This window comes from Anaerosalibacter bizertensis (assembly GCF_009696605.1).
GTDB classification, from domain to species: domain Bacteria; phylum Bacillota; class Clostridia; order Tissierellales; family Sporanaerobacteraceae; genus Anaerosalibacter; species Anaerosalibacter bizertensis.
The window spans coordinates 1-13,874 of record NZ_VULR01000013.1; the positions used below are offsets into that span (position 1 = coordinate 1).

Consider the following 13,874-nt stretch of genomic DNA (forward strand, 5'->3'; position numbering starts at 1 on the left):
TATGGCTAAGATAAGAAGCCAAAGAAATGTATTTAATGATTAGAAAAGAAGACTATATTAGTATCTAAGAAATTGATAATTATTACAGTGGAAAACTGTAATTTGATTATAACTATATTGTACAAGGAGGTATTTCTAATGATTAATTTTATTTGGGCAGGGCTTTTAATTGTTGGATTTGTTGTGGGAATCATTACTGGTAATGTAGAAGAAGTAACAAATGCAGCTATTGAATCAGCTAACACAGCAGTAGAACTTGCATTAGGACTAGTAGGTGTTATGGCGTTGTGGTTGGGTATTATGAAAATTGCAGAAAAATCAGGACTTGTAGAAAAACTAGCAAAAGGTCTTAAACCTATAACATTAAAGTTGTTCCCTGATGTACCTGCAGAACACCCTGCTATGGGGGCTATGGTTATGAATATAGCAGCTAATATACTTGGACTTGGAAATGCAGCTACTCCACTGGGACTTAAAGCTATGCAAGAACTTCAGACATTAAATCCTAAAAAAGATACAGCTACCAATGCCATGGTTACATTTTTAGCTATTAATACATCATCTGTAACATTGGTACCGGCTACTTCAATAGCTATATTGGCTTCAGCTGGAGCTAAGACTCCTACAGAAATAATAGGACCGACAATTATCGCTACTACAGTTTCAACAGCAGTGGCCCTTATTGCAACTAGATATCTAGGTAAATTGCCTAAATATCAAATTAACTATGATGAAGATATAGAATATGAAGAAGCTAAATAGTATTGATTATGGGGAGGGATTTTTATGTTTATAAAGATAGTGGAAGCTATTTCAAAGTATGCTATTCCTTTTATATTTTTGGGAATTACTATATATGGATTGTTTAAGAAAGTCTCTGTTTATGAAGCTTTTACAGATGGTGCTAAAGAAGGATTTAATACAGGTGTAAGAATCATACCATATCTTGTAGCAATGTTGGTATCTATAGGGGTGTTTAGAGCTTCAGGGGCTATGGAACTACTTACTAAGGCTTTAAGCCCTATAACTAACGCTATTGGTATGCCAGGAGAATTGCTTCCTATGGCGCTTATGAGACCTCTTTCTGGTGGAGGGGCTCAAGGGGTTATGAGTGAACTAATAACAACCCATGGACCAGAATCTTTAATTGGTAGAGCAGCTGCAGTTATGATGGGCTCAACAGAAACTACTTTCTATGTATTAGCAGTTTATTTTGGTTCAGTTTCAATAAAGAAATCAAGACATGCATTACCAGCAGGATTACTTGCAGATTTAGCGGGAATATTAACTGCAGTATATGTTTCTAGATTGTTCTTTGGTGCATAATTTGGAGGGATTTTAGTGTTTAGACCAGAAGCTTTAAAATTTGGAGATACTATAGGTATAGTATCTCCTTCTAGTCCAACTAGTGAGGAAAATGTTAAAAAATCTGAAAAGAAGTTAAAAGAATTAGGATTTAAAGTTAAGATGGGAGAAAGCGTATCTAAAACCTATGGTTATCTAGCTGGTTCTGATGAAGATAGAGCTAGGGATTTAAACCGTATGTTTTTAGATGATGAAGTTAAAGGAATTATATGTATTAGGGGAGGTTATGGAACCCCCAGAATATTGGAATTATTAGATTATGAAGGAATTAAAAATAATCCTAAAATATTTATAGGGTATAGTGATATCACAGCTTTACATATAGCTATGAATCAAATATGTAGTCTAATAACCTTCCATGGTCCTATGGTGGCCTCTAATATGATAGATGGATTTGATGACTTTTCAAAGGAAAGTTTATTTAGAAATATATTTAATAATGAACCTATAGGACTTGTAGAAAATCCTGAGGGAGAGGAAATAGAAACTATTAGTGGTGGTATTGGAGAAGGAGAAATTGTAGGGGGGAACTTATCTCTAGTAGTAGATGCTTTAGGAACCCCTTACGAAATAGATACTAAGGGAAAATTACTTTTACTTGAAGAGGTAGGAGAAGAACCTTACAATATAGATAGAATGCTTACTCAATTGAGGTTATCAGGTAAATTAGAAGAGGCAAATGGGATTATACTTGGTGATTGGAATGGCTGTGAAGCCAAATCTGATGAATATAACGAAAGCTTAACTTTAATAGAAGTATTTGAAGATATAATAAAACCACTTAATATACCAACTATATACAATTTAAAATCGGGACATTGTAAACCTATGATCACCTTACCATTAGGGGCTAAAGCCAGATTAGATGCAGATAATAAAAAGCTATATGTATTAGAAAGTGGAGTTAAATAGAAACACAATAATTAAAATAAGCTGTCTTGAAGTAATCACTTTAAGACAGCCTTTTACTTTTAAATTATATATTTTTCAAGTTCTCTTCCAAATTGTTCAGAGACCTTTTTAAATTCATCAATATTTTCAATCATTTTTTTAATTTCCTCTGTATAAGTAGTTATATTTGCACTTACTTCTTCAGAGGAAGCAGAATTTTCTTCGGCAATGGCAGCTAAAGATTCAATATTTGATGAAATCTTATTTAAGGCTCTACTTTCATTATTTAATTCATTTATTAGCTCGATTATTAAATTAGATACATTTTCTATAGATGTAACAGTTTCATAGTTTTCACTGGCAATATCAGAAAGAGTTTCATTTTCTTTTTCCAGTACAAAATATTGTGTTTCAATTTCTTTTACTAATTCATTTATTTCTTCAATAAAGGTTTCTAAATTATCATTAATACTTTTTACTGCTTCTTTAGAGTTCTCAGCTAATTTTCTTATTTCCATAGCCACTACTGTAAAGCCTTGGCCATATTCTCCAGCCCTACTGGCTTCAATACTAGCATTTAGGGCTAACAGATTGGTTTTATCAGAAATTTTTTCTACAGTGTCTACAATATTGTTTACATCTCTTGCCCTGTTTTGAAGTTTAAATCCTCTTTCTTTAACAAGAGAAAATTCCTTAAGAATATTGTTCAAGCTCTTTGAAGTGTTTTTTAAGTTTTCATATCCATTACTTATCTTTTTAACAGCAAGCTCTAAATCTTCTTTTCCTTTGTTTTCCCTACTGACTACATTGTTTAGTGAGCTAATGCTATTGTTAAGTAGGTGGGCAGAGTTTTCAGTTTCATCAGCCTGACTTACAGCGCCTTCTGCAACTTGCTCCATTACATTGGAAATTTCCTGAGATGTGTAGTTCATATTTGCAGATATCTCATTAAATTTATCAGCGAAAACATTTAGCTCATCAGTAGTTCCGTTATATCCTACAAAGTCTGATTTTATTACCCCTTTTATGTTGTTAATTTTTACATTGATATCTTCAAAGAAGTCTCTTGTAGAAATAGTAGACTCCATAGATATATTCCTATCTTCCATATTATCTAAAGATTTAAGTATATTGTCTTTAGGCAGAAAAAGAAGCTTGCTAATTATATAAGGTATAATAAAAGTTAAAATTAGAGTCAAAGGTATAAGTATATTGTTCTGTAAAAACCTTGTCCCTATAATGTATGGAATACCTAAAAATATTAAAGAACCTAATCCTATTTTTAATTCTAAACTTCTGACAAACCCAAAGGAGAAAAATTTATTTATTCTATAATCCTTATGCTCATGAATTTTCTCAGGAAAGGTTATATGTAGTTTAATGAAACCCTCCTCTTTCTCAATAATCTCTATACCTATTTTTTCTCCATAAAAATCACTGGCTCCTTCTAGTAGACCTTGAAAGTATCCAAACATTCCTCTTGGAGATGAATAAGTCATAGCTGCCTTATGACTCCCTATAGGTTCTACATTTAAAATAGGAGGCTTTGATCCTGGTATTATCTTAGTTACTACTACATGAATATCATACATAGCTTTTAAAAAAGAATATAAATTATTGTATTTAAAAAAAGCAGGATAATCTTCTGAGAAAGTTATAATGTTATTTTTACCCATTTCCTTCCAAACATCAAAAGAAGGCTTGTCTAGCTTTTTAGCTATATAGTCTAAAATACCTATAGCTTTAATATCTTCAATGTCTTCAGTAGGAGTAAATATTTTATCAGAGCTCATACCAAAGTGTTCCATTGCCTCATTGGTTAATTCATTTCCATAAAGTTTTCTACAAGTTTTTACCCAAGCAGAAACTATGGTTCCCTTCAAGTGATCACCTCCCCATAATAATAATTATATCACAATATTCACTTATGAATAGTCTTTTCATACTATATAGTAGTAGTACTTTAAAAAAAGGGGGAATCCAATATGAGTGAAGATTTTTTAATTTGTTTTTTTGACCCAGAAAATGACCAAATTGTTAAAAGGCCCCTTGAAGACATGGTTAAGATATTACTTCCTTCTCAGATAGATATAAGTTTTCAATTAGAATCTTTAAAAGCTCAAGCAGTTATAATAAGAACAAATTTAATTAGAAATTCTTTAAAACTAGGTGGCAAAGGTTGTGAAAAATATGAAAATGTAGACCTATGTAAATCAGACCATTGCCACGATTTTTATTCTTTAGAAGAATTAAAAGATATTTGGAAAGAAGATTTTGAAATGAATATAGAAAAGATAGAAAAGGCAGTTAAAGAGACGGAAGGTGATATTCTCACTATAGAGGGAAAACCTATTATGGCCTTATACCACAACACTTGTGGGGGAAGCACAGAAAACTCGGAAAATATTATAAAAAATAAAGTTGTTTATTTAAGGAAGGTTTTATGTGATTATTGTATAGAATCACCTAATTGGGAAGAAAGTAAAGAATATTTTTTAGAAGAAATTGAAAAAAAATTAAATATAAAATTTTCTAAGGATGATCTTTTTAAAAAAGGAGAGATAAGTGGATATATAGACAATATAGTAAGGGATGAAGAAAATAGGGTTAGGAAAATAAAAATAGGAGGTAAGGAGTTTACAGGAAGTGAGATAATGGAATTGCTTGATTTAAGTTCTAATAGATTTTATATATGTCCTGTATCAATAAAAATTGTATCGAGAGGTAGTGGGGAAGGATTAGGATATTGTCAGTATGGAGGCAATGAAATGGCTAGAAGAGGACATACCTACAAAGAAATATTGGACTATTATTATACAGGAATTAAGGTGGAAAGGTGTTTACTTCCAAGTATAAAAAAGCCATTAATGGGAAAAGTAATATTAATAGATCCTGGCCACGGTGGAGAAGATTTTGGATATGTTGGAAATAACGGTTTAAAAGAAAAAGACATAGTATTATCTCTTTCAAAAGAAATAAAACCTAAATTAGAAAGACTGGGAGCAAAGGTATATCTAACAAGAAATAAAGATGAAAATATGCTTTTAAATAAAAGGACAAAAATGGCTGATAGTATCAGACCAGATTTTTTTATATCTTTTCATATGGACTTTTTTGCCAATTCCAATAATAGAGGTTGTAAAGCCTATTATTTCAGAGGAGATGAAGAAAGTAAAAAGTTAGGTGTTAAGATTTTAGAAGAAATAGAAAGGGATATAAATATAAAAAACAAAGGGGTTAGGGAAGGCGATTTTTATTTATTGAAAAATTTAAATACTAGTTCACTTATTATAGAATTAGGTTATTTATCTAATTTAGAAGAAGAAAAGAAATTTTCAGATAAAAGATTTATAAAACAATTTTCTGAAGCCATAGGAAAAGGAATTTTACAATATTTCGAATATTAGTTTTTAAGGAAAAAAGATTGACAACATCCAGTATTAGTAGTATAATAATAATTTATTTGACAGAATAAGGTTCCTGTGTTATAATATCAGTTATGAGTGTCTAATCGCACTTCTTCTACCCCTTTACAAAGGGAGAATTTTAGGGAAGGTGATAACTTTGTTAGAAAAAAGCTCTTTGGCCAAAATTAAAAAAAATGTAGAAGATTCCGTAGGCAAGAAAGTTATATTAAAAGCTAACAAAGGGAGGAAAAAGACGACTATACGAGAAGGAATATTAGAAAGCGCATATCCAAGTATATTTGTTGTTAAAATATCTAATGAATATAATAGCATCAGAAGAGTATCCTATACCTATTCAGATATACTGACAGAAACTGTTGAAGTAACCATATGTGGAGAGCAAAAAACAAAAATAAGTTAAGAGAAAGGAAGAACAGAGTATTACTTTGTTCTTCCTTTAACTTTAGCAAAACTTCTGATATAGCATATAAAAATGATAAAAAATAATAATTTTTATGGTATAATGAAACAAACAAATAAAGATAAGGTGGTATGTTATGAAAAAGAAAATCTTCATATTTTTAACTGTTGTAGCTGTTGTTATCACATCTGTTGTTCTTAACAATATTGATAGACAGAAAATAAAAGAAGGAAGAGAACAGTATGTGAAAAATTCCGGAAATGAAAAAATTGTAACTGCTAACAGATCTAAAAATGAGAATAGGGATATACCTGATGAAGTAAAATATGAAGGGGAAGTTCTAAATACTGTTGAAAATAATGGTGAGACAAAAATATATGAAAAGAATGATGAAGAAAGTCAAGTGATTAGTATACTTAAAGATCATGAAAAAATAGAATTGTTAGAGACTTTGCCTGATGGCTGGTTTAAAGTTAAATTGGAAAATGGACAAATTGGTTATGGAGATGCTAGGTACATAAGGGCTGAAAAGATTCCACCTCATGAATATGATGAAAACTCTTCAGAATGGGTTTTAAAGTTCAATCAAAAGGATCAAACTGTACGAATATATAGAGAAGGAAAGCTTGTATTAGAAAGTTTAGCTTCAGGAGGATTAAAGGATAGTTTTACACCTAAGGGAGTATTTCATATAGAAGAAGGAAGAAGAGGAGAATGGGCTTATGTTCCTCGTTTTCAGCAGGGTATGAAGTATTGGGTTGGATTTAAGGGCTCATACTTATTCCACTCTATTCCTTTTACAGAAGATCAGGAAATTATAGAAGAAGAAGCAAAAAAATTAGGAGAACCATCTAGCCATGGATGTATTAGATTACCAGTAAATATATCTAAATATATATATGATGAAGTACCAGATGGAGCATTAGTTATTATAGAATAAAAATATCTCTGCCTTTATATAAAGGCAGAGATATTTTGTTATTAAGTATTTTGAATAAAAAAATACCGACTCTTTAGTCGGTATTTCATATAAAATAGGGAAATGAGCCTGGCTATATAGCTAGCTCTTACGGGGAAGAAAGACCACTTGGAAGTCTTCCAAGATTAATTATATATGAGATTGTCCATGTAAGTAAATAGGCCTTTGGGATTAATTCACTTTTTTGTTAAAGTATTAATAAAGAATATAAGTATAGGTTAGTAATTTTTTGGGACATTAAAGCATATATTTCTTCATATAATATATAAATGGAGTTATAGGGGGGATATAATGGCTGTAGAGTTAATAAAGGATAGCTTAAATATTGATGAGATAAAAGGAAAGGAAGAAGTACAAACATTGGCAGAGGCAGAAATATACTTAGAACAAACTAAGCCAGACATAGACAAAATACTTTGGGCTCAAGGCAAACCAGAAATAATTAGCACTAAAATAGTCAAAGATAAACTGTTAATTAGCGGGGTAGTAAATTTTAAGGTGGTTTACAAATCAACTGAAGAAAGTTCATCTATACAGCAAGTAGAGACCACTAGCGACTTTCGAGAAGAAATAGATATTGAAGGAATAAATAAAGAAATGGTAGGCAAAGGAAAAGTTAATATAGAACATATAGAACATGAAAAAGAAGATGAAAGAAAAATATCATTAAGAGCTTTAGTCAATATTGAAGGCAAGGTAGAAAGTAGTAGTTCAATAGAGATAGTTAAAGATATAAAAGGTGGAGAAGGATTAGAGACATTAAAAGAAAAAGTAAGGTATAATCATCTTTTGGGAGAAGGCTATACCCATACTCTCATTCATGAAGCTTTTGAAGTGGACGATGGTATGCCAGATATTGATGAAGTGTTAAAATTTGATTTAATGGCCTATGAAAATGAGTCTAAGGTAGTAGATGACAAAATAATAGTTTCGGGGACTTTAGAGTGTTCTTTGGTATATTATGGAGGTAAGAAAATAAACTCTATAAAAAAAGAAATATCTTTTAATCATTTTGTGGACATAGAAGGAGCAATTAAGGATTCAGAAAGTCAAGTAAAAATGGATATAGAGTTTGCAAATTATGAAATAAAGGAGAATCTAGAAGGAAATTTAAGAATTTTAGATTTGGAGATAAAGGTTAAAATAGATGGAAAAGTATATGAACAAAGAGAAAAAGAGATAATATTGGATGCCTATTCTACTAAGAAAGAAATAGATCTTGAAAGAAAAAATATAGAGGTTGTAGAAAATGTAAAGGGATTGCAAAACAAAGAAATTATAGAGGGAAATATTGCTCATTCCTATTTTAAAGAAGTCTATAGTATAGAAGGAAGTTCTACAATATTGGATAGTAGAATAGTAGAAGATAAACTAATATTAGAAGGATTAATCATATTAAACATTATATATCTAGATTCTGATTCTGAGGAAATAAACACATTAAGGGAAGAAATACCTTTTAAAACTTATGTAGAATCTGAAGGAATAGATGAAACCATGGCTCCAGAAGTAGAAAGCATGGTAGAAGATATAGATTATAAAATCAATGATAATAAATTGATATTAAAAGTTCATTTAAACAATTTAATTGAACTAAATAGAAGAAAGAATATAAATATTATTTTAAACTTGGAAGAAAAAGAAGAGTATATAGACAAAAGTAGAAGACCAAGTATTACTATATATATAGTACAAAGTGGTGACTCTCTATGGAATATAGCTAAAAGATATAATACTACAGTAGATGATATTATTTCTTCTAATGATATTTCATCTCCAGATACACTGATGCCAGGAGAAAAAATAATAATAGAAAAAAATGTAGATATGAATTTTTAGCCTTTAGGAGCTTTACCTAAAGGCCTTTATTATTTATTACAAGATTTATATATGTTATAATAAACTTATTAAAACATAAGATAGAAGGAGAAAGATATATGGAAGAACTCATAATAGAGGCTTATGGAAAGGTCAATCTAGCATTAGATGTTATAAGGAAAAGAAATGATGGATATCATGATATAAATACAATTATGCAGCAAATTGATTTAAAAGACATTGTAACTATTAGGGATAGAGAGAAAGGAATAAAAATAGAATGTGATAATCCAGAAGTTCCAGTAGATTCCTCTAACTTAGTTTATACTGCTTGGGAGAAGATGAAAGAAAAAGCTAAAATCGATAGAGGTGTCCATATAATAATTGAAAAAAATATTCCGGTAGCATCTGGACTAGCTGGAGGAAGCACAGATGCAGCGGCAGTTCTTAAAGGATTGAACAAGCTTTGGAAATTAAACTTTTCAACAAAAGAGTTAATGGATATAGGCGTTAGTATAGGTGCAGATGTTCCTTATTGTATAATGGGAGGAACAGCTTTAGCAGAAGGAATTGGAGAAAAGTTAAAAATATTAAAAAGCTTCTCAAACAAACTTATTCTTTTAGCTAATCCAGGAATATCGGTATCTACTGCACATGTATACAATAGCCTGAGATTAGATAAGATAGAAAAAAGTCCTGATATGGACATGTTAGTTCAGGCAGTAGAAAATGATGATATATATACCTTGGCTAAAAATATGGGAAATGTATTAGAACAAGTAACTGTTGAAGAATTTAGTCAAATTAAAACTATAAAAGAAGATATGATAAGATATGGAGCCTTAGGCAGTTTAATGAGCGGCAGTGGACCTACAGTATTTGGACTATTCGATGATGAAAAAAAACTAGTGAAATGTAAGGAATATTTAGAGAAAAAAGTAGCTAAAGTTATAATAACTAAAACTATTGAATAATATTCCCACTTCTTGTAGAAAATATATATTAGTACTAACTACAAGAGGTGGGAATATTGTATTTTAAAATTGCGCTTAAAAATTTTTTTGATATTTATTTTTTAATATCTGTTCTATTTCCATCCTTATTTATTTTTTTTGTGGATATACCAAATCTAAAAAGAGAAAACCTAAATAAAGAAGCCCAAATTGCCAAAATAATTGCTATTACATACATAATAGTAGGTCCTGCAACCTACTTATTTTTTAAAATAATATAGGAGGATTTTAATGGAGAAAGGCGATCCTGTACATAAAAAATTAGATAAAAACATGAAAAAAATAAAGGATATATTTAAAAACTGTGATGATGTAGTATATAGGCAATTTAAAGTGGGAATAAATCAAGAGTTTTCCTTGGCCATAATATATGTAGACGGTCTTGTAAATAGTGATGCAATTAGTGACTTTGCTTTAAGGCCCCTTTTAGAAACTGCCAGAAAAGTAGAACCAACCCCTCTAACTATAAGGGATAATCTTTATAGCTTAATTACAGAGGGAAATATATCTATAAGTGAAGTTAAAGAAGCAGAAACTATCAATGAAGTAGTAGATGCCGTTTTAGTAGGAGAAACAGCCCTTTTGATAGATGGCTATGAAAAAGTAGCTATACTATCTACAAGGGGCTGGGAAAAGAGGGGTATAGATGAACCGGAAACTGAAACTGTTATTAGGGGACCAAGAGATGGATTTACGGAAACTTTAAGGACCAATACAGTTTTAATTAGAAGAAGAATAAAAGATCCAAGACTAAAGGTAAAAATGGTTGAAATAGGTGAAAGGAGTAAAACCGATGTAGCAGTTTTGTATATAGAGGATATAGTAAATGAAAAATTATTATCTGAAGTAAAAGAAAGGCTAGAAAGAATAAAGATAGATGCAATTATAGAAAGTTCTGTTTTAGAAGAGCTTATAGAAGATAATTGTATATCGCCTTTTCCTCAAATGGAAAATACAGAAAGACCAGATTCAGTTGCTGCATCCTTATTAGAAGGAAGGGTTGCTTTGATAGTAGATAATACCCCGTTTGTACTTGTACTTCCAGCTACTTTAGGAACTTTCATGCAATCATCAGAAGACTACTACACAAGATGGGCAATAGCTAGTGTAGCTAGAATCATCAGGTATATTGCTGGATTTGTAGCTGTGTTGGCACCGGGCCTATATATTGCCACAACAGCATTTAATCCGGAACTACTTCCTACAGGATTAGCTTTCTATGTAGCTTCAACTAGGATAAATGTACCTTTTCCTGCAGTTGTAGAGGCTTTTGCTATGGAACTTACTATAGAGTTTTTAAGGGAAGCAGGAACTAGAATATCTGGGCCTATTGGTACAACTATTGGGATAGTAGGAGGACTTATAATAGGCCAGGCAGCAGTAGAAGCAGGCATAGTTAGTCCTTTAATGATTATAGTAGTAGCTTTAACTACAGTTGCTTCTTTTACCCTCCCTAGTTATGAATTTGCTGCAGGACTTAGATTTTATCGATTTATTATTATGATTTTAGCTGCTATATTAGGAATTTATGGAGTCATGCTAGGTCTTATTGTTATGGGAACCCATTTAGTCAAGCTAAACAGTTTTGGAATACCTTTTACTTCTCCATTTTCAGGATTAGGATTTAAAACAGGAGATTTAAAGGATGTATTAGTTAGAGTTCCTGTTAGCAAATCAAAACATAGACCAGATTTTACATTTCCAAAAGATAAAAAGAGGATTAAATAGGGTGATAATATGGAAGAACATAAGATATCTAATGGTCAATTAAAAGCACTTATTATAACTGCTAATATAGGTGTAGGGATATTATCCTTACCTAGTTCTATAGCTGATATTATGAATAATGCTGGATGGATTGCTATTGTACTTGGAGGATTGGCAACTTTGCCCTTTGTATATATAATGAACAAATTAGCAGAAATGTATAGGGGAAGAATATTTTATGAATATGGGAAAGAAGTAGTTGGAAATATACTATTTAAAATATTTAATGTTGTGTATTTAACTTATTTTTTAGTTTTTTTAGCTTTTGTAGTTAGAATATTTGGAGAAGTAATAGAGGCTTATCTTTTACAGAATACACCAATAGAAGTTATAATACTTACAATGCTTTTAGCTACATCTTATATAGGTAGAAGTGATATTAAGAGCATATCTAGAATGGCTTTTTTAATACTGTATATTATAGCTATATCAACTATAATTTTTGTTATACTTTCATTGCCTACACTAGATCTTACTAATTTGTTTCCTGCTTTTAAATTCGATATAAAAGATATACCTAAAGGTGTATCAACTGTTTTTTTTAGCTATGTAGGATTTGAAATAATACTTATAGCTTTAGCATATGTAGAAGATAGTAAATCTACATTAAAGTTTAGCTTTCTTGGTATATTTTATACTATTCTTATATATTTAGTTACATTCTTTATAACCCTTAGCCAATTTGGAATACATGAACTAAAAAAACAAATATGGCCCTCTATTTCTATTATGAGAGAGATAGAGCTGCCAGGATTTTTCATAGAAAATTTAGATGGAATTATGATGGCTAGCTGGGTACTAGTAGTATTTGCCACTATGGGGCCTTTAATGTATGCATCAGGGGTTGTACTATCTAATTTGTTTAATACTAGGAAACACAATTTTTTTGTACTGCCTCTTGTAACTATAGTGATGATAATAGCATTAATTCCTGAAAGTTTAACCCAAGTGTATTCAACTATGGATATGATAGTAAGATACCTAGCCATTTTTGCCATAATCATAGCGCCAACAATATTATTTATAGTATCCCTTCTGAAAAGGAGGAAAAGGGTATGAAAAAATATTTAATAATAATTATAGCTTTGATGGCAATTTTTCTCACAGGCTGTTGGGATGTAATAGAAATAAACGAAAGAATATTTGTTACAGCTGTAGGAATAGATTTGAATGAAGATCCAAATATAGAAAATGAGTATTTAGTTACATATGTCTATCCAAATATTGCTTCCATAAAAGACGGTGGAAGTCAAAAAGAGAATAAATTTGTAAAATCTACTGTTGTAGAAACGCCTTTTGAAGGGAGTAGGGAGTTAACTACTAGATTAGATAAACCTCTATTTTTCAGACATATGAAGGTAATAGTTATAGGAGAAGAATTGTTAAAAAAACCAGATAAAATAAAAGAGTTTTTTGATGGATTAGGAAGAGATCCTAGAATAAATAGGAAGGTTCAAATAATTGTAGCCCAAGGAAAGGCTAAAGATGTTCTAAGTACAAAAACTGAACAAGAGCTTGTGGTAGGTGGATATTTAAATGGTATGCTTAAGAATAAACAATTAGCTGCAAGATTTTCAAATCGAACCTTCTCGGATGTTATGAAAGATTTACAGGTTTCTAATGTTTCTATGATTCCTAGGGCTGTTCCTAAAAAAGATGAATTTAAACTATCTGGTTCGGCTATTATAAAAGATTATAGGCTGATAGGATGGCTTGGAGAAACAGAAAACAGTTTAGTTGCGTTGGTTAAAGGGGATGTAATATCTGAAATAGTAAATGTTCCTTACAAAGACACTATAGTTTCTTATATAATATCTAATGCTATATGCAAAAAAGATGTTCATGCCGATAATGAAAACATAAATGTAGATATAAATATATTTACTGAAGGTTATCTTCAAGAATATAAGTATGAAGGAGAAACCAATGCTTTTGACCAAGAATTTTTAAAAACAGTTGAAAAAAGGGTTAAGTATAAGATAGAGAAGGATTTAGAAAAGATAATAGGGGATATTCAAAATAAATATAATGCAGATATCCTATGTATAGGGGAACATATAAGTAAATTTGAGCCTGACCTTTGGAAAGAAATAGAAGAGGATTGGGATGAAATATTTCCTACTTTAAATATAAATGTCCATGCTGATGTTAAGATAAGGAGAACTGGACTTACAAAATAATTGTTAAAAATGAATAAAAAAATTAAAACAGCC

13 protein-coding genes are annotated in these 13,874 nt (G+C 30.6%); 12 read left to right on the top strand and 1 reads right to left on the bottom strand.

Annotated features, from left to right (window positions below):
• Window positions 1-138: 138 nt before the first annotated feature.
• The 3 genes from FYJ27_RS09410 to FYJ27_RS13040 are packed head-to-tail and all read left to right on the top strand — an operon-like array spanning window position 139 to window position 2,277.
• On the top strand, window positions 139-762 hold the full coding sequence (locus FYJ27_RS09410) for a nucleoside recognition domain-containing protein (protein WP_154484599.1): 624 nt from the start codon (window positions 139-141) through the stop codon (window positions 760-762).
• A gap of 24 nt (window positions 763-786) precedes the next feature.
• Window positions 787-1,326, top strand: coding sequence for a spore maturation protein (locus FYJ27_RS09415; protein WP_154484600.1), 540 nt, complete (start codon window positions 787-789; stop codon window positions 1,324-1,326).
• A 15-nt stretch (window positions 1,327-1,341) separates the two neighbouring features.
• Window positions 1,342-2,277: a S66 peptidase family protein gene (locus tag FYJ27_RS13040; protein ID WP_326831068.1), complete on the top strand. Its 936-nt coding sequence runs from the start codon at window positions 1,342-1,344 to the stop codon at window positions 2,275-2,277.
• A 59-nt stretch (window positions 2,278-2,336) separates the two neighbouring features.
• Here the strand turns inward: FYJ27_RS13040 and FYJ27_RS09425 are convergent, their stop codons facing one another.
• Window positions 2,337-4,139, bottom strand: coding sequence for a heme NO-binding domain-containing protein (locus FYJ27_RS09425; RefSeq protein ID WP_154484601.1), 1,803 nt, complete (start codon window positions 4,137-4,139; stop codon window positions 2,337-2,339).
• Window positions 4,140-4,241: 102 nt separating this feature from the next.
• On the opposite strand from FYJ27_RS09425, the gene FYJ27_RS09430 reads away from it, so the two are divergent.
• From FYJ27_RS09430 to FYJ27_RS09465, 9 genes are all read left to right on the top strand, one after another.
• Window positions 4,242-5,663 carry an N-acetylmuramoyl-L-alanine amidase gene (locus FYJ27_RS09430; RefSeq protein WP_154484602.1) on the top strand — a complete coding sequence of 474 codons (1,422 nt, stop codon included), beginning with the start codon at window positions 4,242-4,244 and terminating at the stop codon, window positions 5,661-5,663.
• A gap of 148 nt (window positions 5,664-5,811) precedes the next feature.
• The gene (locus tag FYJ27_RS09435) at window positions 5,812-6,084 is read left to right on the top strand and encodes a Veg family protein (protein WP_237915725.1); all 273 of its coding nucleotides are present in this window, start codon (window positions 5,812-5,814) and stop codon (window positions 6,082-6,084) included.
• 136 nt (window positions 6,085-6,220) lie between these two features.
• Complete coding sequence (locus FYJ27_RS09440; protein ID WP_154484604.1) at window positions 6,221-7,024, top strand: L,D-transpeptidase family protein; 804 nt, start codon at window positions 6,221-6,223, stop codon at window positions 7,022-7,024.
• Window positions 7,025-7,354: 330 nt separating this feature from the next.
• The gene (locus FYJ27_RS09445) at window positions 7,355-8,902 is read left to right on the top strand and encodes a DUF3794 and LysM peptidoglycan-binding domain-containing protein (RefSeq protein WP_154484605.1); all 1,548 of its coding nucleotides are present in this window, start codon (window positions 7,355-7,357) and stop codon (window positions 8,900-8,902) included.
• 98 nt (window positions 8,903-9,000) lie between these two features.
• Window positions 9,001-9,855, top strand: a complete 855-nt coding sequence (gene ispE, locus FYJ27_RS09450; protein WP_154484606.1) for a 4-(cytidine 5'-diphospho)-2-C-methyl-D-erythritol kinase — start codon at window positions 9,001-9,003, stop codon at window positions 9,853-9,855.
• Between the two features lie 47 nt (window positions 9,856-9,902).
• Window positions 9,903-10,115, top strand: coding sequence for a CLC_0170 family protein (locus tag FYJ27_RS13095; RefSeq protein WP_412030655.1), 213 nt, complete (start codon window positions 9,903-9,905; stop codon window positions 10,113-10,115).
• Between the two features lie 10 nt (window positions 10,116-10,125).
• A complete protein-coding gene (locus FYJ27_RS09455) occupies window positions 10,126-11,622 on the top strand; it encodes a spore germination protein (RefSeq protein ID WP_154484607.1) in 1,497 nt (498 codons plus the stop codon).
• A gap of 9 nt (window positions 11,623-11,631) precedes the next feature.
• Window positions 11,632-12,720, top strand: coding sequence for a GerAB/ArcD/ProY family transporter (locus FYJ27_RS09460; RefSeq protein WP_154484608.1), 1,089 nt, complete (start codon window positions 11,632-11,634; stop codon window positions 12,718-12,720).
• A complete protein-coding gene (locus FYJ27_RS09465) occupies window positions 12,717-13,841 on the top strand; it encodes a Ger(x)C family spore germination protein (protein ID WP_154484609.1) in 1,125 nt (374 codons plus the stop codon). Before FYJ27_RS09460 ends, FYJ27_RS09465 begins: the two co-directional genes overlap by 4 nt.
• Window positions 13,842-13,874 lie beyond the last annotated feature (33 nt).